General features: G+C 59.5%; 23 protein-coding genes. 7 read left to right on the forward strand and 16 right to left on the reverse strand.

Annotation, left to right across the window (positions count from 1 at the left end; translation table 11 throughout):
- Window positions 1–88 precede the first annotated feature (88 nt).
- Entirely contained in the window at window positions 89–607 is a 519-nt protein-coding gene (locus tag AC0ZWN_RS22480) for an acyloxyacyl hydrolase (RefSeq protein ID WP_476336567.1), read from the forward strand.
- A 132-nt stretch (window positions 608–739) separates the two neighbouring features.
- Here the strand turns inward: AC0ZWN_RS22480 and AC0ZWN_RS22485 are convergent, their stop codons facing one another.
- The 12 genes from AC0ZWN_RS22485 to AC0ZWN_RS22540 all read right to left on the reverse strand — a co-directional run bounded on the left by AC0ZWN_RS22485 (window position 740) and on the right by AC0ZWN_RS22540 (window position 10872).
- The gene (locus AC0ZWN_RS22485; RefSeq protein WP_077574517.1) at window positions 740–1045 is read right to left on the reverse strand and encodes a YkgJ family cysteine cluster protein; all 306 of its coding nucleotides are present in this window, start codon (window positions 1043–1045) and stop codon (window positions 740–742) included.
- Window positions 1046–1098: 53 nt separating this feature from the next.
- On the reverse strand, window positions 1099–1590 hold the full coding sequence (locus AC0ZWN_RS22490) for a DUF2878 domain-containing protein (protein WP_093441415.1): 492 nt from the start codon (window positions 1588–1590) through the stop codon (window positions 1099–1101).
- The gene (locus AC0ZWN_RS22495) at window positions 1583–2848 is read right to left on the reverse strand and encodes an SAM-dependent methyltransferase (RefSeq protein WP_093441411.1); all 1266 of its coding nucleotides are present in this window, start codon (window positions 2846–2848) and stop codon (window positions 1583–1585) included. The genes AC0ZWN_RS22490 and AC0ZWN_RS22495 overlap by 8 nt, the downstream gene beginning before the upstream one ends.
- The gene (locus AC0ZWN_RS22500) at window positions 2835–3650 is read right to left on the reverse strand and encodes a DUF1365 domain-containing protein (protein ID WP_095125790.1); all 816 of its coding nucleotides are present in this window, start codon (window positions 3648–3650) and stop codon (window positions 2835–2837) included. The genes AC0ZWN_RS22495 and AC0ZWN_RS22500 overlap by 14 nt, the downstream gene beginning before the upstream one ends.
- Window positions 3647–4894 carry an NAD(P)/FAD-dependent oxidoreductase gene (locus AC0ZWN_RS22505; protein WP_476336570.1) on the reverse strand — a complete coding sequence of 416 codons (1248 nt, stop codon included), beginning with the start codon at window positions 4892–4894 and terminating at the stop codon, window positions 3647–3649. The genes AC0ZWN_RS22500 and AC0ZWN_RS22505 overlap by 4 nt, the downstream gene beginning before the upstream one ends.
- A complete protein-coding gene (locus AC0ZWN_RS22510) occupies window positions 4891–5673 on the reverse strand; it encodes an SDR family NAD(P)-dependent oxidoreductase (protein ID WP_476336572.1) in 783 nt (260 codons plus the stop codon). The genes AC0ZWN_RS22505 and AC0ZWN_RS22510 overlap by 4 nt, the downstream gene beginning before the upstream one ends.
- Window positions 5670–6092 (reverse strand): nuclear transport factor 2 family protein, encoded by a 423-nt coding sequence (locus AC0ZWN_RS22515; protein WP_093441392.1) that lies wholly within the window; start codon window positions 6090–6092, stop codon window positions 5670–5672. The genes AC0ZWN_RS22510 and AC0ZWN_RS22515 overlap by 4 nt, the downstream gene beginning before the upstream one ends.
- Window positions 6085–7530 (reverse strand): deoxyribodipyrimidine photo-lyase, encoded by a 1446-nt coding sequence (phrB, locus tag AC0ZWN_RS22520; RefSeq protein WP_476336575.1) that lies wholly within the window; start codon window positions 7528–7530, stop codon window positions 6085–6087. Before phrB ends, AC0ZWN_RS22515 begins: the two co-directional genes overlap by 8 nt.
- Window positions 7531–7550: 20 nt before the next feature.
- On the reverse strand, window positions 7551–8492 hold the full coding sequence (locus AC0ZWN_RS22525) for a MerR family transcriptional regulator (RefSeq protein ID WP_476336577.1): 942 nt from the start codon (window positions 8490–8492) through the stop codon (window positions 7551–7553).
- Complete coding sequence (locus tag AC0ZWN_RS22530; RefSeq protein ID WP_095050617.1) at window positions 8492–9454, reverse strand: YbgA family protein; 963 nt, start codon at window positions 9452–9454, stop codon at window positions 8492–8494. Before AC0ZWN_RS22530 ends, AC0ZWN_RS22525 begins: the two co-directional genes overlap by 1 nt.
- Window positions 9455–9673: 219 nt before the next feature.
- Window positions 9674–9889, reverse strand: a complete 216-nt coding sequence (locus AC0ZWN_RS22535) for a TIGR02450 family Trp-rich protein (RefSeq protein WP_093441373.1) — start codon at window positions 9887–9889, stop codon at window positions 9674–9676.
- Window positions 9886–10872: an NAD(P)/FAD-dependent oxidoreductase gene (locus AC0ZWN_RS22540; RefSeq protein ID WP_186624685.1), complete on the reverse strand. Its 987-nt coding sequence runs from the start codon at window positions 10870–10872 to the stop codon at window positions 9886–9888. The genes AC0ZWN_RS22535 and AC0ZWN_RS22540 overlap by 4 nt, the downstream gene beginning before the upstream one ends.
- 197 nt (window positions 10873–11069) lie before the next feature.
- Between AC0ZWN_RS22540 and AC0ZWN_RS22545 the strand changes: the two genes are divergently transcribed.
- Complete coding sequence (locus AC0ZWN_RS22545; protein WP_186624684.1) at window positions 11070–11972, forward strand: TIGR01777 family oxidoreductase; 903 nt, start codon at window positions 11070–11072, stop codon at window positions 11970–11972.
- 13 nt (window positions 11973–11985) lie between these two features.
- Complete coding sequence (gene hemH / locus AC0ZWN_RS22550; RefSeq protein WP_476336580.1) at window positions 11986–13011, forward strand: ferrochelatase; 1026 nt, start codon at window positions 11986–11988, stop codon at window positions 13009–13011.
- Window positions 13012–13133: 122 nt separating this feature from the next.
- Here hemH and AC0ZWN_RS22555 read toward each other — a convergent pair whose 3' ends face one another.
- Together AC0ZWN_RS22555 and upp are read right to left on the reverse strand one after the other, a co-directional pair.
- The gene (locus AC0ZWN_RS22555) at window positions 13134–14408 is read right to left on the reverse strand and encodes a uracil-xanthine permease family protein (RefSeq protein WP_077574503.1); all 1275 of its coding nucleotides are present in this window, start codon (window positions 14406–14408) and stop codon (window positions 13134–13136) included.
- 2 nt (window positions 14409–14410) lie between these two features.
- Window positions 14411–15049 carry a uracil phosphoribosyltransferase gene (gene upp, locus AC0ZWN_RS22560; RefSeq protein WP_007912842.1) on the reverse strand — a complete coding sequence of 213 codons (639 nt, stop codon included), beginning with the start codon at window positions 15047–15049 and terminating at the stop codon, window positions 14411–14413.
- 163 nt (window positions 15050–15212) lie between these two features.
- Here upp and AC0ZWN_RS22565 point away from each other — a divergent pair, with 163 nt between their 5' ends.
- From AC0ZWN_RS22565 to AC0ZWN_RS22575, 3 genes are all read left to right on the forward strand, one after another.
- Window positions 15213–15770, forward strand: a complete 558-nt coding sequence (locus AC0ZWN_RS22565) for a hypoxanthine-guanine phosphoribosyltransferase (protein ID WP_008086142.1) — start codon at window positions 15213–15215, stop codon at window positions 15768–15770.
- Window positions 15771–15932: 162 nt separating this feature from the next.
- The gene (locus AC0ZWN_RS22570) at window positions 15933–16412 is read left to right on the forward strand and encodes a hypothetical protein (protein WP_186624682.1); all 480 of its coding nucleotides are present in this window, start codon (window positions 15933–15935) and stop codon (window positions 16410–16412) included.
- A gap of 63 nt (window positions 16413–16475) precedes the next feature.
- Window positions 16476–16763: a PA4642 family protein gene (locus AC0ZWN_RS22575; protein ID WP_095050623.1), complete on the forward strand. Its 288-nt coding sequence runs from the start codon at window positions 16476–16478 to the stop codon at window positions 16761–16763.
- 149 nt (window positions 16764–16912) lie between these two features.
- Here AC0ZWN_RS22575 and mqo read toward each other — a convergent pair whose 3' ends face one another.
- Entirely contained in the window at window positions 16913–18421 is a 1509-nt protein-coding gene (gene mqo / locus AC0ZWN_RS22580) for a malate dehydrogenase (quinone) (protein WP_476336584.1), read from the reverse strand.
- Between the two features lie 710 nt (window positions 18422–19131).
- Complete coding sequence (locus AC0ZWN_RS22585; protein WP_476336586.1) at window positions 19132–19365, reverse strand: hypothetical protein; 234 nt, start codon at window positions 19363–19365, stop codon at window positions 19132–19134.
- A gap of 204 nt (window positions 19366–19569) precedes the next feature.
- Between AC0ZWN_RS22585 and AC0ZWN_RS22590 the strand changes: the two genes are divergently transcribed.
- A complete protein-coding gene (locus AC0ZWN_RS22590; RefSeq protein WP_007912832.1) occupies window positions 19570–20154 on the forward strand; it encodes a YajG family lipoprotein in 585 nt (194 codons plus the stop codon).
- Window positions 20155–20342: the final 188 nt, after the last annotated feature.

Below are 20342 nucleotides of genomic sequence, written 5' to 3' on the forward strand. Positions count from 1 at the left end.
TCAGCTGAACTTCTAAGCAGGCGCCAGCTTCTATAGCGAAGAGTTATCTAGAAAACCAAACGATCGTTCCGGAAAAGGAAGTTTCAACGTGAAGCGACTATTCTGCTTGGCCGCGATTGCGGCCGCACTGATGGGGCAAAGTATTACTGCACAAGCGGCAGGTGTTGAGTTTGCGGTGGGGGCCACCAGCGACTCGACCATGACGTACCGCCTGGGCATGAATTTCGACTGGGACAAGAGCTGGCTGCAAAGTGATGTCGGTCGTCTGACCGGTTACTGGAGCGGGGCTTACACCTACTGGGAAGGCGACAAGACCTCCAGTAACAACAGTCTGTCGTTCTCGCCGGTATTTGTTTACGAGTTTGCCGGTCAATCGGTCAAACCGTATGTGGAGGCGGGGATTGGTGTCGCGGCTTTCTCCAATTCCAAGTACGAATCGAACAATCTCGGCGGCTCTTTCCAGTTCGAAGACCGCTTCGGTTTTGGTCTGCGTTTCAATGGCGGACATGAAGTCGGGATTCGTGCGACGCACTATTCCAACGCCGGTCTGGCCAGCGACAACGACGGGGTAGAAAGTTACTCGCTGCATTACACGATGCCGCTCTAACGGCTAAACGCTTGACCCCTGTGGGAGCGAGCCTGCTCGCGAAAGCTGTTTCATGTTCAACGAAGATGTTGAATGAAAGACCGCTATCGCGAACAGGCTCATTCCTACATTTGTTTTGGGGTGTTCTTGTGATCAGCGGTAGGCAGTCGTGATGCCTTTGCGTTCTTCAATGCACTCCGGCGCGCCCATCTCGAACTCGCGGCAAATCAGCGGACGCTTTTCGTAAATCGTGCACATCATCGTGTCGCGATCCAGCGCCGCGCACCAGCCGTCATCCAGACGCAGCATCACTTCGCCGCCCCATTCATCAGTATCGATAAAGCGATCAGGCACGCCAGTGTCGGTGATCAGCATCACTTCGAGCTGGCAACAACACGCCGCGCAGGTCGAGCAAGTGACCGCCGGTTCAGTGATTTGTTGGTGGGGAATGGTCTTCATGGTCGGCAGTGTAAGGCAGTGACCGATACGCGTGTGAACGGTCTGACAGACGCTCAGTGCGCCAGCCGCCGAGCCATCCCATGCAGCAACGGAAACAACAACGCCCAGAGCAGGCCGATGCCGATCAGTGTCGGCAGTTCGCCATAGGGAAATTGCACCCCGGCCAGGCGCCCGCCAGCGTAATACGACAGCGCGCCGCCGACAGCGCCGAGTAAGCTCGCCAGCCACCAGGGCCGCGCGCTCCAGGCCAGGCAATGGCGCAAGGTGGTCGCCAACAATGCCCAGAGCAACATCAGCCACAACGGAATTAGCGGCGACTGATCCTGAAACGCGAACACCCCGGCACCACGCAACACACTGTCGACAGCGGTGCCGACAATCACCACGCTGAGGATCAAACGCCCCTCAGCCGCCCAACTGCTGATCCAGCACAGATGGATCACCAGCACCGCCAGCGCGACCAGCAACCACAGGCTGTTGCCGCCGAGCACGCAGGTCAGCCAGCCGATCTGGAACAGTACGGCATTGGCGACACGCTCAAGCATCGAAGCGTCCGAGCAGCGGCGCAGTCATGGCGGCGGGTTTGGCCAATAGCAACTGCGCGGTGCCGATGGTGCGTTCGAGGAAACCGCCCTCGCAGTAACACAGGTAAAACTCCCACAGCCGCAGGAAATAATCGTCATAGCCCAGTTCGCTCAAGCGGCCATGGGCGCGGCGAAAGTTCTCGTGCCACAGGCGCAGGGTGCGGGCGTAGTGCAGGCCGAAATCTTCCATGTGCAACAGGTTCATGTCGGTGTCGCGGCCGACCACTTCGAGCATTTTCTGCACGCAGGGCAGGGCGCCGCCGGGGAAGATGTAGCGCTGGATGAAATCGACGCCGCGCTTGGCCTGTTCGTAACGCTGCTCGCGGATGGTGATCGCCTGGATCAACATCAGGCCGTTGCTCTTGAGCAACTGCGCGCACTGTTTGAAGTAGGTCGGCAGGAAGCGGTGGCCGACGGCTTCGATCATCTCGATCGACACCAGTTTGTCGTATTCGCCGGTCAGGTCGCGGTAGTCCTTGAGCAACAGCGTGACGCGATCCTGTAAACCCAGTTGTTCGATGCGTTGCGCGGTAAACGCGTACTGCTCTTTCGACAGGGTCGTGGTGGTTACGCGGCAGCCGTAATGTTGCGCGGCATACAGCGCCATACTGCCCCAGCCGGTGCCGATCTCCAGCAAATGGTCGCTGGGTTGCAGCGCGAGCTTCTGACAGATCCGCTCCAGTTTGTTCAGTTGTGCCTGTTCGAGGCTGTCTTCCGGGGTCAGGAACTGCGCCGCCGAATACATCATGGTCGGGTCGAGAAACTGCTCGAACAGATCGTTGCCAAGGTCGTAGTGCGCGGCGATGTTCTTCTGCGAACCCTTGCGCGTGTTGCGGTTGAGCCAGTGCAGACCTTGCACCAACGGCCGGCTGAGGCGGGCCAGACCACCCTCCATGGCATCGAGCACGTCGAGGTTGCTGACGAACACGCGGACGACGGCCGTCAGATCCGGCGAACTCCAATAGCCGTGGATAAAGGCCTCGCCGGCACCAATCGAACCGTTCCCGGCAACCATGCCCCAGACGGCCGGATCGAGCACATGGATTTCCCCGAGCAAAGCACTGCCCGGGGTACCGAACATCAGGCGTTCGCCGTCCTCGACCACCAACAGTTGGCCGTTTTTCAACTGAGCCAATTGGCGCAGCACGCCACGGCGCAGCAGCGACCCGGTCAAACCGTTGGTGCTGAGCCGACTGACCGACAGACTAGAGGATTTCATGGCGGTGCTCCTTGGGAGGCACGGTGGCGGTTTGAAAACTGCCGTCGGCAGTCTGATGAGCAAAAATCGGTGCGCGTTTGAGCAGCAGTCGCAGCGCTTGCCAGTAAATGGCCAGGGCGGTTTTCGCGGTCATCCACGGAAAGCGCCGCAGGTAACGATGCAGGCTGCGCCGGTCGAGGCTTTCGCGTTGCAGATTGAGCGTCGCGTCGAACAGTTTGTGCTCGCCCTGCCAGTCAGCCATGTGCACGCCGAGTTTTTGCGCGGCGGGGCTGAAGCTCATGCGGTATTCGAGATCGCGCGGCAGAAACGGCGAAACGTGAAAGGCTTTGGCCACGGCAAAATGCTGATGGAAATCCTGCAGATTGACCGGCGGGCGCGCCGGCAACACATAGTGATAGCGCTCGCCCCACGGCGTGTTGGTGACTTCACAGACGATCGCCGCCAGTTGCCCGTCCGCCTCATGGCAGTAAAAGAAACTCACCGGGTTGAACGACAGCCCCCAACTGCGCGCCTGGGTCAGCAGGCAGATCGAGCCTTGCGGTTCGTGGCCGATGGCGATGCCGACCTGCTGGCGTACGGCATCGATCAGGCGTATGCCACGGCCGGTAAAGGTCTTCAGGTAGTCAGTCTCGCGAAATGAAAACGGCGCAAAGCGACTGCGTCCGGCCAGCGGCGACAGTGCAAGCACGGCGTCCTGTTCGCTGAGATCGAGGTAGAGCAAGCCGATCCGGTAACGGAATTCATGGCGGCGCGGCGAAAAACGCCGATGGCCGATCCAGCCGCTATACAGGGCGCTGTTCATAAGCTTTCCCCGAACGCGGCGGCCACGCGCAAGGCGCTGACCACACCGTCCTCATGGAAACCGTTGGCCCAATAGGCGCCGCAATAATGTGTGTGCTGCGCGCCATCCAGTTCGCCCCAGCGCTGCTGCGCGGTCACGGCCGCGAGGCTGAACTGCGGGTGGGCGTAGGTGTAGCGGGCGAGTACTTTGTCGGGGCTGATGCCGGCACTCTGATTGAGGCTGACGCAGAACGTGGTGTCGCTCTGAATGCCCTGCAGAATGTTCATGTCGTAGGTGACGGCGGCGTGAGTATGGCCGGCGCCGCTGAGCCGATAGTTCCAACTGGCCCAGGCCAGTTTGCGCGTCGGCAGCAAACGGGTATCGGTGTGTAGCACCACTTCGTTGTCGGCATAGGGCAGCGCACCGAGGATCGCGCGTTCGGCATCGCTGGGCACCGCCAGCAGTTTCAGCGCCTGGTCGCTGTGACAGGCGAACACCACCCGATCGAAATGCTCAAGGCCTGCCGGGCTGTGGATAACTACGCCATGCACATCGCGATCAACCCGGGTGACCGGACAATTGAGCCGAATCCTGTCCTTGAACGCGGCCGTCAGTGGTGCGATGTAAGCACTCGAGCCGCCTTCGATGACTTGCCATTGCGGCCGATCACTGACTGACAACAGCCCGTGATTCTTGAAGAACCGCACAAAAAACTGCAGGGGGAAGTTGAGCATTTCCGCCATCGGCATCGACCAGATCGCCGAACCCATCGGCACGATGTAATGCAGGATGAAACGTTCGCCGTAGCCGCCGGCCTTGAGGTATTCGTCGAGGGTGGTGTCGGCGGCAATGCGCAGTTCGACGAGGTCGCGCTGGGCTTCTTTGTTGAAGCGCAGGATGTCGCGCAACATGCCCCAGAACCCCGGTGACAACAGATTGCTGCGCTGGGCGAAGAGGCTGTTGAGGTTGTTGCCGTTGTATTCCAGGCCGGTGTCCGGGTCGGTCACCGAGAAACTCATTTCCGTCGGTTTGAACGCCACGCCAAGCTGGCCGAGGAGGCGGATAAAGTTCGGGTAGGTCCAGTCATTGAACACGATGAAGCCGGTGTCCACGGCATATTGACGGCCATCGACGGTCACCGGCACGGTGTGCGTGTGGCCACCGACCCAGTCGCCCGCCTCGAACACCGTGACTTCATGGCGGCGATTAAGCAGGTAAGCGCAGGTAAGCCCGGCGATGCCGCTGCCGACGATGGCAATTTTCATGTCGGATCCGTCAGCGGAGGCGACTTGCGCACCATGCGTTTGCCGATGGCCAGTTGCACGCGTGCCGGCAGTTTCGACAGCGGCCACAGCGCGGCCATGAACAGCGCCGGGAAGGCGATTTCCAATGGCCGATCTTTGAGCTTGGCGAAGATGTGCCGCGCGGCTTTATCCACAGGCCAGCTCAAAGGCATGGGGAAATCGTTTTTGGCGGTCAGCGGTGTTTCCACAAAACCGGGGCTGATGACTGTGACTTCAATGCCTTCGTCGGCGAGATCGATGCGCAGCGATTCGAACAGGTAACGCAATCCGGCCTTCGAGGCGCCGTAGGCTTCGGCCCGTGGCAGCGGAAGGTAGGTGACCGAACTGGCCATGCCGACCAGGTGCGGCGCGGTGCCTTTGCGCAACAGGGGCAAGGCGGCCTCGATGCAGTAGCTGCTGGCGAGCAGGTTGGTGCGCACCACATGCTCGATGATCGAGGCGTCGAACTGCTTGGCATCGACGTACTCGCAGGTGCCGGCGTTGAGAATCACTGAATCCAGTGAACCCCAATCCGTGGCGATCTGCTCGCCGATTTCGCGCACCGTCTGGCTGTTGGTCAGGTCCCCCGGCACCACCAAAACTTGCCCCGGATAGCGTTGCGACAAGACCTTGAGCGGGGCGATCTGACGGGAACTGACCGCCAGGTGCGCACCGGTTTTCAGGATCTCTTCAGCCAGCGCCGCGCCGATGCCACTGCTGGCCCCGGTCAACCAATAGCGCCGTGGAGGTGTACGACTCATCCCATTCTCCTTTTCAGCCAGGCGATGACCCGGCCCAATACTGGCAAGTGTTCATACAGCAGCGCCCCGGCATCGAAATAATCCCGATGGCGATAAACCTTGTCATGCCAAAGCAGGTGCGAGCAGCCGCTGACACGAATCACACGGCCACCCGCCAGGCGCGGATGGCGATAACTCATGACCCAACGCAGGTAGCCTTCGCAGTCGCCGATCTGGTCAAAACCATGAAAATCGAAACGCAGTTCGCTGACGTTGGCGTACAGCTCGCCGAAGTAGTCGCGCAATTGCGCCAACCCTTGCACCTCGTGCAGCGGGTCGGTGAAATGAATGTCATCGCTGTACAGCTCGCCGAGGTTCTGCAGGTTGTCTTTGTTCAACGCTGAAAATTGCCGGGCGAAGCGGCGCAGGAATTCACTCATCATCGCCTCCGGTAGACGTACGCGAAGGCAGGTTCTTGAAGGCGGCCAATGCGCGCTGGCGCGAAGTGCTGAGGTTGACGATCGGCGACGGGTAGTCAGCCGCGCCGAACAAACCACCGACGTCGGCCGGGTTGTGCACTTCTTTCTTGTTGAGAGCCGCCAGTTCCGGCAACCAGTGCTTGATGAACAGGCCTTCGCTGTCGAATTTTTCCGACTGGCTCAGCGGATTGAAGATGCGGAAATAAGGCGCCGAGTCGGTGCCCGTCGACGAACTCCACTGCCAGCCGCCGTTGTTCGCCGCCAAGTCGCCATCAATCAGGTGACGCATGAAAAAACGCTCGCCTTCGCGCCAGTCGATCAGCAGGTTTTTGGTCAGGAACATCGCCACGATCATGCGCAGGCGATTGTGCATCCAGCCGGTTTCGAGCAATTGGCGCATGGCCGCGTCGATGATCGGCAGACCGGTGCGCGCCTCTTGCCACGCGGCGAGATCGTCCGGCGCATCACGCCACGCCAGCGCTTCGGTTTCCGGGCGAAACGCGCGGTGCCGCGAGACCCGTGGATAGCCGACAAGAATGTGTTTGTAGAACTCGCGCCACAGCAGCTCGTTGATCCAGGTAACCGCACCGACCTTGCCGCTCTCGAACTCACCCTGATTGCTTTGCAGGGCGGCGTGCAGGCATTGGCGCGGCGAAATCACCCCGGCAGCGAGGTATGCCGAGAGCTGACTGGTGCCGGGCTTGGCCGGGAAGTCGCGTTCGCTTTGGTAATAGTCGATCTGCGCGTCGGTGAAGGTATCGAGACGGCGCCGGGCTTCCTGTTCGCCGGCCGGCCACAGATCGCGCAGGGTTTGGCTCGGTGTGGCGAAGCCTTTGACGGAGTCGGGAATCGGGTCGCTGTCGATGGCAAGTTTTGCCTGTTTACCTGGTGCCTTGACCAACGCAGGCATCGAGCGGTGCAAGCGTTCATAACAGACTTTGCGGAACTGGCTGAACACCTTGAAGTAACTCTCGGTCTTGGTCAGCACGCTGCCGGGTTTGAACAGCAACTGATCAAGGTAGCTGTTAAACGTGATGCCCTCGGCCTTCAGCATGTCCGCCACCGCTGCATCGCGACGGCTTTCATGGACGCCATATTCTTCGTTGACGTGGACGGCTTCGATCTTCAGTTGCCGACAGAGCTTGAGCAGTTCCGCTGGGGCTTGATCCCAGTGCGCAGCAGTACGGATCAGCAACGGAATATTCAACGCGGCGAGGCTTTTGCTCAGCTCATCGAGGTTGCGCAACCAGAAGTCGACCTTGCACGGCGCATCGTCATGTTCCAGCCACTGCTGCGGACTCAACAGGTACACGGCGACCGTCGGGCCGCGCGCTGCGGCGGCCGCGAGGGCGGTGTTGTCATGTTGGCGCAAGTCGCTGCGCAGCCAGATCAATTGCATGTCGGCACTCACGGCGTCCATTAAATCAGCCCACGCTGAACGAGTTCCTGGTGCGCAAGAAGCGCGTCTTCCGCCAGGAACACATCAGCCATCTCGGAGGTTTTTACGGACAACTCGGCGTGGTGGATGCATACCGTTGGTCCGACCAGCATTTTGGCGCAACTGACTCCGTTCAGCAGCTTGGGCAACTGCGCAAGGTTCATGGCTTTGCTGGAATACAGCAGTACGCCACGGGCCTGCAGGTGTTCAACTGCCAGCGCCAGTTCGGTGGCCGGCAGCGGCCAGTCAAACACTTGCACCGGACAATCGGCGCTGCTGATCAGCCACGCGCACAGCCACAGATGAGGTTCCAGTGGCAGGTCGGAATGATTGATCAACAACAGCGGGGCGCCATGCAGCTGACGATTGTTATGGTAGATGCGTGTGCCGAATTTGCTGCGTAGCCACGAATAAAAGAACACCCGCTCCATCTGCGCGCCGAACTGGCCTTGCCAGCGCTGCTCCAGTTCCGCCAGCAGCGGCATCAGCAATTGCTCGCACAGCGTGCGTGGCGGGTAGAGCGCCATGGCCTGATTGACGCTGTCGTCGAGGCTGCGTTCATTGAGCTGCGTGACGGCCGCCAGCAATGTCTGGCGCAAACGCTGCCAGTCGTTTTCCACCGATTCGCTGAACGCCTGTGGTGCGTCGAGCAGCGGTTTGACCTGACTGACGGCAACACCACGGTTGAGCCAGGTGAGGATGGTCAGAATCTGCTGCACGTGTTCGGCCGAATACAGTCGGTGGCCCTTGGGCGTGCGTTGCGGCACGACCAACCCGTAGCGGCGCTCCCACGCGCGCAGGGTGATCGCGTTGACGCCGGTCTGCCGCGCGACTTCGCGAATCGGCAGCCAGCCCTCGTCGAGGGCTTTCTTAAAATCCGCGCCAAGGTCTTCCTGGGCGCTGGTATCCATTTTGTCGTTCATTAGATTGCGTTTCGCAGGCTGAGGTTTTCCGGGTGCGGTTGCAGGTAAACCTGTTGCGCGATGTACGAATCCGGATGGAGGCGAAAGTGATGCTTGAGCAGCGTCAACGGCACCACCAGTGGCACGATGCCCTGGCGGTATTGGCCGATGACGTGTTGCATTTCCTGTTTGTCTTCGGCGCTGATCGCCTGCTTCAGATAACCGCTGATGTGCAGCAGGACATTGCTGTGAGTGCCGCGCGTGGCACATTTCTTCAGGGCGGCCATCAGTTCGCTGAAATAGCGCGGGCCGAGTTCGGCGGGATCGGTGTCGGCCATATTGCCCAACAACTTGCCCAGCGTTTTGTATTGCAGTGGGTTGTGCGCCATCAGCAAGTATTTATAGCGCGAATGGAATTCGGTGAGGGCGCGACGGCTCAGGCCATTGGCGAGGACCTGTTGCCATTCGCTGTAAGCGAACACACGGGTGATGAAGTTCTCACGCAGTACCGGATCGTTGAGGCGACCGGCTTCTTCCACGGGCAGATCCGGGTGCTGTGCGCAGAACGCCTGGGCGTAAATCCCGCGCCCACCGCCGTTCACCGGGGCGCCGTTGGCGTGGTAGACCTTGACCCGCTCGAGGCCGCAGGACGGCGACTGCTGCATGAAGATGTAGCCGCAGATGTCATTCAGCTCGGCGGCCATTTTTGTGCCGTACTCGGCCAATGGCTGAGTGACGTTGATCGACGGGTTTACCGTGCCGACCGCTTGAGGATGCTCGGCCTCGCCGACAAGGCGGATCGGCTCGCGCGGGATGCCCATACCGATCGCGACTTCCGGACACACCGGGACGAAATCGAAATGCTCAGTGAGGGTGCGGCTGCACAGGCGGGATTCCTTGTGTCCACCGTTGTAGCGCACCTCGGCGCCCAGCAGGCAGGCGCTGATGGCGATTTTGGGTTTGGCTGCGCAAGAGTCAGACATGGGCACCTCGAATCCATACCTGTACAGAGGTTGATCTCTGTACAACTTTGCTCAGCATAGATTCATGGGTGTACAAGTCAAATGGTTTGTATAACTTTTTCGGTTGAGCGCGGTTCATTGTGGGAGCGAGCTTGCTCGCGAATACGGATTAACATTCAACAAATTCATTGATTGACACACCGCCTTCGCGAGCAAGTTCGCTCCCACAGGGGACGGCATTTACTTCCAGCCCTGCAGCCATTCAGCGTTGTTTTGTAGTGTCTGCCAATCGAGTCGCTCAGCACGCTGGGTCAACACCGCCTGCAACTCAACCTCCAGCACCGTGCCTTCCTCGTCGCGAAAAAGCTCGGTCACCAGAAAGTGTTTTTCACGATTCTGCGGGTGGGCTGCTGTCCATTTCGACAGCAGCAATTTACGCGGATTGATGCGGTTCATTGCAGGTGTTCGTGCAAGCGTCGCGCTGCTTCCTGGCCACTGAGCCAAGCGCCTTCGACGCGGCCCGACAGGCACCAGTCGCCGCAGGCATACAAACCCAGATCGGCATCGGCCAGGGTGCCCCATTCGTGGCCCGTCGCCGGACGTGCGTAGAGCCAGCGGTGGGCGAGGCTGAAGGTTGGCGCGGGCATGGCGCTGTGCAGCAATTCGGCAAAAGCACCGTGCAGTTGCTCGATCACAGCTTCCTTGGACAGGTCGATGTGCTGCCGGCTCCATGCGCTGCTCGCATGCAGCACCCAGGTGTCGAGTGTGTTGTCACGTCCGGGTTTGCTGCGGTTGCGTGCCAGCCAGTCGAGAGGACTGTCCTGCACGAAGCAGCCTTCAATGGGCGTATCCAGCGGTGTGTCGAAGGCGAGGGCGACAGCCCAGGTCGGGTCCATTTTCACCCCGGCGGCGGCCCCGGCAAGTTTCGGGGCTGCGGCCAGCAAGGCTGTCGCTTGAGGGGCCGGCGTGGCGATCACCACGTGGCTGAACGGGCCATGGGTGAAGCCTTCGGCGTCCTGCAAGTGCCAGTGCTCTTCACCGCGAAAGACCTCGGTGATGCGGCAGGCAAAGTGCACTTCCAGGCCATCGAGCAGTCCACGAGTGATGGCGCTCATGCGCGGTGTACCGACCCAGCGCGTCTGCTCGTCCGGCGACAGATTCAGTTGCCCGCCCTGATACGTGTAGAGCTGCGGTGTCCACTCGGCGACCCAGCCCAGGCTTTGCCAACGCTGCACTTCGGTGACGAAGCGCCGATCACGCGCGGTGAAATATTGCGCGCCCATGTCCAGCGAGCCAGCGTCGCTGCGCTTGCTCGACATGCGCCCGCCGCTGCCGCGACTTTTATCGAACAATTGCACGGTATGCCCGGTCTCTGTCAGAGCCTGGGCGGCGGAAAGTCCGGCGATGCCGGTGCCAATGATTGCGATAGGTACAGTCATAGGGGCCTCGTTTACCTTTCTGTACAGACTACGCCGTGGATGAAACCTGTACAATTTTGTTTTTTGGTATAACTTCTAGCGTTCTCGATCTGACAGCTTGGCCTATGGTTAAACAATAGAGCCTGCCCGATAGAAAAGATCCCTGCTTATAAAAATAGACTAGTGATCCGGGTTAAACGCCACGCGAGGAAGATGTCATGCACATATTGCTGACCGGCGGTACTGGTTTGATCGGACGTGCGCTCTGCCGACACTGGTCGCAGCAGGGCCATCGCCTGACGGTCTGGAGCCGAAAACCGGAGAAAGTCGCGAAAATCTGTGGTGCGCAGGTGCGGGGTATTGCGCGTCTGCAAGACCTTGGCGATGAGCCTGTGGACGCGATCATCAATCTGGCCGGTGCGCCGATTGCCGATCGGCCGTGGACCCATCGACGCAAAGCGTTGCTGTGGAGCAGCCGTATCACGCTCACGGAAACCCTGTTGACCTGGCTCGACACGCGCGCACAGAAACCAGCGTTGCTGATCTCCGGATCAGCCATTGGCTGGTATGGCGATGGCGGTGAGCGCGAATTGACTGAAGATTCACCGCCGGTGATCGACGATTTCGCCAGCCAGTTGTGCATCGCTTGGGAAGAAACCGCGCAACGTGCCGAGGGGCAAGGCATCCGTGTGGTGCTGGTGCGAACCGGTCTGGTGCTGTCGGCGGAGGGCGGCTTTTTGTCGCGGCTGTTGCTGCCATTCAAACTCGGGCTCGGCGGGCCTTTGGGCAATGGCCGACAGTGGATGCCGTGGATTCATATCAACGATCAAATCGCCCTGATTGATTTTCTTCTGCATCGTGATCAGGCCAGTGGTCCTTATAATGCGTGCGCGCCGAAACCTGTGCGCAATCGCGAATTCGCCAAGACGCTGGGCAGCGTGTTGCACCGCCCGGCGTTCATGCCGATGCCGACCCTGGCGCTGAAGGTCGGCCTCGGTGAGATGTCATTGCTGTTGCTCGGCGGCCAGAAGGCTATGCCGGCACGCTTGCTGGAAGCGGGTTTCACTTTCCAGTTCACGGATTTACGCGCGGCCCTGGACGATCTTTCCAGCCGCCTCTGAAATAGGACGTTGCATGACCGATCACGCCTTGCTTCTGGTCAACCTGGGTTCCCCGGCCTCAACCTCAGTGGCCGATGTGCGCCGCTACCTCAATCAATTCCTGATGGACCCGTATGTGATCGACCTGTCATGGCCGGTGCGGCGTCTGCTGGTGTCGCTGATCCTGGTCAAGCGCCCGGAACAATCGGCCCACGCTTACGCCTCGATCTGGTGGGAGGAGGGCTCACCGCTGGTGGTGCTCAGCCGTCGTCTGCAACAGCAGATGACAACACAGTGGAATCACGGCCCTGTGGAATTGGCGATGCGTTATGGTGAGCCGTCGATTGAAACCTGCCTGCTGAAACTGGTGGCGGCGGGGCACAAGCGCATCACGCTGGCACCGCTGTATCCACAGTTCGCCGACAGCACCACGACCACAGTGATCGAAGAAGCCAAGCGGGTGATCCGCGAAAAGAAACTCGACGTGCAACTGTCGGTGCTGCAGCCGTTCTACGATCAGCCGGAATATCTGGATGCGCTGGTCGAAAGCGCCCGGCCGCATCTGCAGCAGGATTACGATCACTTGCTGCTGAGCTTCCACGGTCTGCCTGAACGGCATCTGACCAAACTCGATCCGACCGGCAATCATTGCTTCAAGAATGAAGACTGCTGCAAGAACGCCTCGCCTGCGGTATTGGCGACCTGTTATCGCGCGCAATGCCTGCGTACTGCAGCGTTGTTCGCTGAGCGCATGGGCCTGCCGGATGGCAAATGGTCGGTGTCGTTTCAGTCGCGTCTGGGCCGGGCGAAATGGATCGAACCGTACACCGAAGCGCGCCTGGATGAATTGGCGAAAAGCGGCGTGAAGAAGATTCTTGTGATGTGCCCGGCGTTTGTCGCCGATTGCATCGAGACGCTGGAAGAGATTGGTGATCGCGGCAAGGAACAGTTCCGCGAAGCAGGGGGCGAGGAGTTGGTGCTGGTGCCGTGCCTGAATGACGACCGGCAATGGGCGAAGGCCTTGGCGACCCTCTGCGAAAGAGCACCGCTGGCGTTGTGATGATCGTTCCCACGCTCCGCGTGGGAATGCAGCCCGTGACGCTCCGCGTCACTGGACGCAGAGCGTCCCTAGAGGCATTCCCACGCAGAGCGTGGGAACGATCAGATAAAAATCTTCAGGGCTTAGATCAGCGGCTCATCCGCCTTCTTGTTCTTCCAGCCATCATTGCCCGGCAGAATCAGGTTCAGCGCAATCGCCACCACCGCGCACAGCGCGATGCCTTTGAGGCCGAAGTCGTCCGGACCAGTCCCGGTGCCGACCAGCACACCGCCAATGCCGAACACCAGCGTCACCGACACGATCACCAGATTACGCGCCTCGCCAAGATCGATCTTGTGACGAATCAGGGTGTTCATCCCCACCGCCGCGATCGAACCGAACAGCAGGCACAGAATCCCGCCCATCACCGGCACCGGAATGCTCTGCAGCAGCGCGCCGAACTTGCCAATGAACGCCAGGCTGATAGCGAAGATCGCCGCCCAGGTCATGATTTTCGGGTTGTAGTTCTTGGTCAGCATCACTGCGCCAGTCACTTCGGCGTAGGTGGTGTTTGGCGGACCGCCGAACAGACCGGCGGCGGTGGTGGCAATGCCGTCACCGAGCAGGGTGCGATGCAGGCCGGGCTTCTTCAGATAGTCGCGACCGGTCACGCTACCGACGGCAATCACGCCACCGATGTGTTCAATGGCCGGAGCCAATGCCACTGGAACGATGAACAGAATCGCCTGCCAGTTGAATTCCGGCGCGGTGAAGTGCGGGATCGCAAACCATGGCGCTGCGGCAATCTTCGCGGTATCAACGACACCGAAATAGAACGCCATGGCAAAACCGACCAGCACGCCGGAAATGATCGGCACCAGGCGGAAGATGCCTTTACCGAACACCGCCACGATCAATGTGGTCAGCAATGCCGGCATCGAGATCAGCATCGCGGTCTGGTAATGGATCAGTTCAGAACCGTCGCCAGCCTTGCCCATCGCCATGTTCGCGGCAATCGGCGCCATGGCCAGGCCGATGGAAATGATCACTGGACCAATCACCACCGGTGGCAGCAAGCGGTCGATAAATCCGGTGCCTTTGATCTTCACGGCAAGACCGAGGAAGGTGTAGACGAAACCGGCCGCCATCACACCGCCCATGGTCGCGGCGAGGCCGAACTGGCCCTTGGCGAGAATGATCGGGGTGATGAAAGCGAAGCTCGACGCCAAAAACACCGGCACCTGACGCCCGGTGACGATCTGGAACAGGATCGTCCCAAGACCTGCGGTAAACAGTGCCACGTTCGGGTCCAGGCCCGTGATCAGCGGCATCAGCACCAGGGCGCCGAAAGCCACGAACAGCATCTGGGCGCCGGACAGCACCGTGCGCCAGAGCGGATCGTTGAACTCTTGCTGCATGGTCACGCGTCCTTCTGCTTGGTGCCGAAGATCTTGTCACCGGCGTCGCCAAGCCCTGGGATGATGTAACCGTGCTCGTTCAAGCGCTCATCGATGGACGCGGTGTAGATGGTCACGTCCGGGTGAGCCTTTTCTACGGCGGCAATACCTTCCGGCGCGGCAACCAGCACCATGGCGCGGATGTCTTTGCAGCCGGCTTTCTTCAACAGATCAATGGTCGCCACCATCGAGCTACCGGTAGCGAGCATCGGGTCGATGATCATCGCCAACCGTTCGTCGATTTCCGGAACCAGTTTTTCCAGATAAGTGTGCGCTTGCAGGGTTTCTTCGTTGCGAGCAACGCCCACAGCGGAAACCTTGGCACCCGGGATCAGGCTCAGCACGCCTTCAAGCATGCCGATGCCGGCGCGCAGGATCGGCACGACGGTGATCTTCTTGCCGGCGATTTTCTCGACCGACACGGTGCCGCACCAGCCTGCAATATCGTAGGACTCCAGCGGCAAATCTTTTGTAGCTTCGTAGGTCAACAGGGCGCCGACTTCCTGAGCGAGCTCACGGAAGTTCTTGGTGCTGATATCGGCGCGGCGCATCAGGCCGAGTTTATGACGGATCAGCGGATGGCGGATCTCGAGGATGGGCATGGAAAAACTCCGGCGGCGGGCAAAAAAACCGGCCTAGATTAATCTATCCGAGGGTGATGTCCTATAGGACATTCTGTACGTTAGTCCATAAAGGCTTGATTCGGCCTCAATGGATGCGTACCTTTGCCCGCTTTTCCGAAAACATCCCCCCCTGGAGAGCGCCATGTCCGCTGATCTCGAGCATATCCGTCAAATCATGCGAGAGGCTGACTGCCTGTACACCGAAGCTGAAGTCGAGGCCGCCATCGCCCGCGTCGGTGCACAAATCAACGAACAACTGGCTGACAGCAATCCGGTAGTGTTCTGCGTGATGAACGGCGGGCTGATTTTCTCCGGCAAACTGCTGACGCATCTGCAGTTCCCGCTGGAAGCCTCCTACCTGCACGCGACCCGTTATCGCAACGAAACCAGCGGCGGCGACCTGTTCTGGAAAGCCAAGCCGGAAGTTTCGTTCATCGACCGCGACGTGCTGATCATCGACGACATCCTCGACGAAGGTCACACCCTCGGCGCGATCATCGACTTCTGCAAACACGCCGGTGCGCGCAAAGTGCACACCGCCGTGCTGATCGACAAGGATCACGACCGCAAGGCGCGTCCTGACCTGAAAGCCGATTTCGTCGGCCTGCCGTGCATCGACCGCTACATCTTCGGTTACGGCATGGACTACAAAGGCTACTGGCGCAACGCCAACGGGATCTTTGCCGTTAAAGGCATGTAAGAACCCAGCACTACCCCCTGTAGGAGTGAGCCTGCTCGCGATAGCGTCGTATCAGCCAACATCAACGTTGCTGACAGACCGCTATCGCGAGCAGGCTCACTCCTACATTGGTTTGCACGATACCCATGCTAGAGTGCTCGGCCCCGCCTTCCGGAGCCTGTCATGCGCCTCTTGATCCGCAGCTTTGCCGCCTTGTTGCTGACTCTCAGCCTGCCGCTGTCCGCCGCGCCGATGCACAGTCAATTCCTGCCGCCGGACGATCTGACCGTGCGCGATGCCGAGCCCGAGCAGCAGCAACTCATGCAGGTCACCGATTACTCCGTGGTGGTCGGCGCACAACGCCAATCCAATCAGCAGCCGATCCCGGTCACTTCACCGCTGCTGATCCGCCTCAAGGGCAAATCCCTCAACAAAGGCGCGACCATTACTCAGGTGTTGGTCAATTTCGACGGTGAAAGCAAAAGCCTGAAAAAGCCGGTTTATGACGACAAGAGCAAAACCCTCACACTGTTTTATCCACAGGCCCAATACCGCGTGATCATCGATCTTCTGCGCAACGATACCGTGTACGTGCAGTTTCTCAGTTATGCCAACGGCCACATCTGGGCCGATTTGCACACCGGGGCGGTGCGATCGCGTTGAGCCGGGCGGCCGGGCAGGGGTAAACTGCCCGCCCCGTGTAATGTCTGCGAGCTGGAGTCGGCAATGCGTAAAGATAAAAAACAAGTGATTGGTGACGAGATCGGCGATGAGCAGATCAAGCTGTTCCTCGATTTTGAGCCGGTCGACGCCACTTCGCCGTCGCTGCACAAACTGATCAAGGCTTACCGTGGCCTGCGCATTGATGATTTCGAGCGGTTTCTGACGTTCTTCGTTGCCGCCGGTTATGACGTGGATGGCAAGGACGAGCACGGTCAGACGTTCGTTGCTCAGATCAAGGATCAGCGCAACGCGGCCGAGTACATCGGGCTGATCGACAAGGCCCGCAGCTAAGATCAAAAGATCGCAGCCTGCGGCAACTCCTACAGAGAGTTTGTGTTTACCCTGTAGGAGCTGCCGCAGGCTGCGATCTTTTGCTTTTCAAGGCCATAAAAAAACGCCCCGCACTCACTGAGTACGGGGCGTTTTTTTATGCGGCAAGATCAAGCGTAGCTTGGGGTTTCGCTGCTTTCTTCAACCAGTTCCAGCGCGATGTTGTTCTGCGTGTTGATCTTGCGATACAGCGCAGCATCGGTTTCCAGGACCTTTTCACGGGCCGGGAAGATCTCGGCCAGTTTGCCAGCCCACTCACCCTTGGCCTTGGCCGGGAAGCATTTCTCGATCAGTTCCAGCATGATCGAAACCGTCACCGACGCGCCCGGCGAAGCGCCGAGCAGGGCGGCGAGGGAGCCGTCCTTGGCCGACACCAGTTCGGTACCGAACTGCAGGATGCCGCCCTTTTTCGGGTCTTTCTTGATGATCTGTACCCGTTGGCCGGCCACTTCCAGGCGCCAGTCTTCGGCTTTCGCCTCAGGGTAGAAGCGGCGCAGGGAATCCAGACGCTGCTCCATCGATTGCATCACTTCGCTGACCAGGTACTTGGTCAGGTCCATGTTGTTTTTCGCCACGGCCAGCATCGGCCCGATGTTGCCGGCGCGAACTGACAGCGGCAGGTCCATGAAGGAGCCGTGCTTGAGGAACTTGGTGGTGAAACCGGCGTATGGCCCGAACAGCAGGGACTTCTTGCCGTCGACCACGCGGGTGTCCAGGTGCGGCACCGACATCGGTGGCGAACCCACTGCGGCCTGGCTGTACACCTTGGCCTGGTGATGCTTGACCACTTCCGGGTTGTCGCAACGCAGCCACTGGCCGCTGATCGGGAAGCCGCCGAAGCCTTTGCTTTCCTCGATGCCCGAAGCCTGCAGCAACGGCAGCGCCGCGCCACCCGCGCCGAGGAAAACGAACTTGGCGTCGACTTCACGGCTGCTGCCGCTGTTGACGTCCTTGATGCTGACGGTCCAGCCAGCGCCGTTACGCTTGAGGCCGGTGACGCGCTTGCAGTATTTGACCTGAGTGTCGGGAGCGCTGGTCAGGTGCTTGAGCAACTGATTGGTCAGGGCGCCGAAGTTGACGTCGGTGCCGTTCATCACGCGGGTCGCGGCGAGGACTTCGTCTTGCGCGCGGCCCGGCATCATCAGCGGCATCCACTCGGCCATCTTGGCCTTGTCCTCGGTGTACTCCATGTCGGAGAACGCGTGATGCTTGTGCAGGACCTCGAAACGTTGCTTGAGGAAGGAAACGCCTTTGTCGCCCTGGACAAAACTCAGGTGCGGCACCGGGCTGATGAATGATTTGCACGAGCCGAACGTGCCTTTCTTGGTCAGGTACGACCAGAACTGCTTCGACACCTCGAACTGGGTGTTGATGTGCACGGCTTTCTTGATGTCGACGGTGCCATCGGCGGCTTGCGGCGTGTAGTTCAGCTCGCAAAGGCCAGCGTGACCGGTGCCGGCGTTGTTCCAAGGGTTGGAACTCTCGGCAGCACCGGAATCCATCAGCTCGACGACTTCCAGCTTGATCGCGGGGTCGAGCTCTTTGAGCAGCACGGCCAGGGTGGCACTCATGATGCCCGCCCCAACCAGAACTACGTCGACTGCTTCGTTATGCGCCATTTAACGCGTCTCCAAAATCTGCAGCACCAAATTGTCGGCATGGCTGCCAGGCGTTCCGGGACAGGTCAGTGATGTCCAGGCTATCCATGGTCAGGTTCGCCATGTCCGAATCTTCGCAATTTTTCGCAACTTCGACGGATGTATGCGGCTTGGCTTTCAAGAGCTCCATGAACTCATTTCAGCACGCAGCTGGCAATTCGACTTATGGTCGAGACATCCGTTTTTGTGCAACCAAATCCGTAGCGGACAGGCTTCAGGCTCCGATATTCGAGGTATACCCGGTCCTGTGTCGTTGGGCTGTTTCAGACGCTAATGGTGCATGTTCAGACGCAAAACTTTTCATTTGCTCGCCACACTCTTGTGAAGTTGTGAAAACCCGTTTTTTTCACGCTCTTTTGAAGACGTGAACCTCAAAAAAGGGCTGTCCAGGCCTGGCACCTTGCCCGCAAAGGCAAAACAACGCGGTGGCCGAGCGTCATGACAGCTCTGCAGATTCGCGAAAAGCGGGGTTTTTGCCGGAAGAACAGGCAAGCGCGCCAACTTCACTCGATCTGTGTGGGCGGCTCTCTGTGGGCGATTTTGGGTGTCGATGCATGCGCATTGACGCTGTTGCGGGGCCCGATCAGGAGACGTCCTTATAATCGGGGGGAGATTGTATCGAAGAAATGCGGGCAGTTGCTCGTGTTTAATGACTTTTATTAGGCATCCGGTCAGATGCTCAACATCGCTTGCGCCCGTGCACGGGGCTGCGACGCTATGACGCGGGCGCTGGCGGGCAGTGGCTGGTGCAACCAGTTGAGGCGGATTTCTTCGATTTCCACCCAATCGTCGCCCATCGGCTGCAGGCTGCACTGCTTGAATGCCTGGCAATGGCCATTGCGGTCGAGCAGGGCGAAGCTGCGGTGCAGCGGACGTGGGGCGAACAACGAGATCAGATAACGCATGATTGAGTACCTTGTGGGGGACTGATTGCAAGGTTGCCAAGGCGCCGTGACGTGAACGTGTATGCCGGGTGAATAATCTGTGACAGGAACCGCTTGCACACGGGTTTGTCAGACATTTCAGTATTCGCTGCCGGGCGCTGGTTACCCGCACTGGCCCACCGCTATACTGCCGGCCTGTTTGTGCCTGATTCTGGAGAGAAGAGCATGTTGCAACGCCTGTTGTTCGGTTTGATCACTGTGGCCGGTTTGACCTTGGCCGGCTGCGCCCACAGCCCGCAACAACTGAGCCCGGAGCCAAAGCTGACCACTCAGCTGCCAGCGGTCGGCCGTGGCCAGCCAGTCGTCGTACGCGTGGTCGACGGTCGTCCGTCGCCAACCTTGGGCACCCGTGGCGGCCTGTACCCGGAAACCAGCGCTATCACCGTGCAGCGCGAGCAGATCCTGCCGAAGTTGCAGGCTCAGGCTGAAGCCGCCGTGCGTCTGCTCGGTTTCACCCCGACCAACAACGCACCGAACGCTCCGCAATTGACCGTGACTTTGGCCGAGCTGAAATACCAGTCGCCGAAAGAAGGCATGTACGTGACCGAAGCGACCATTGGCGCAACCTTCCGCTCTGATGTGCAGAACGCCAACCGTCGTTACAGCGGCCGTTACGGCGCTTCGCTGGACCAGCGTTTCGGCATGGCGCCGAACCAGGAAACCAATACCAAACTGGTCAGCGATGTATTGAGCGATGCGCTGACGCGTCTGTTCAAGGATCCGACGGTGGGTCAGGTTCTGGCTGAGTAAGTTTTCGGCGGATGTGAAAAAGCCCGGGATCAGTGATGAGCCCGGGCTTTTTTGTGGGACTTGTCTCGTCCTGAATAAGGTTTACACCTTCTGGCTTCTTATCAGGAGGGTGCAATGGAGACGGGCGAAAAGCGCAGTCAGCGCGATTACACGCTGACTTTTAAATTGTCGGTTGTCGATCAGGTCGA

The sequence above is a fragment of the Pseudomonas sp. 3B-A001-10F genome (genome assembly GCF_056313565.1).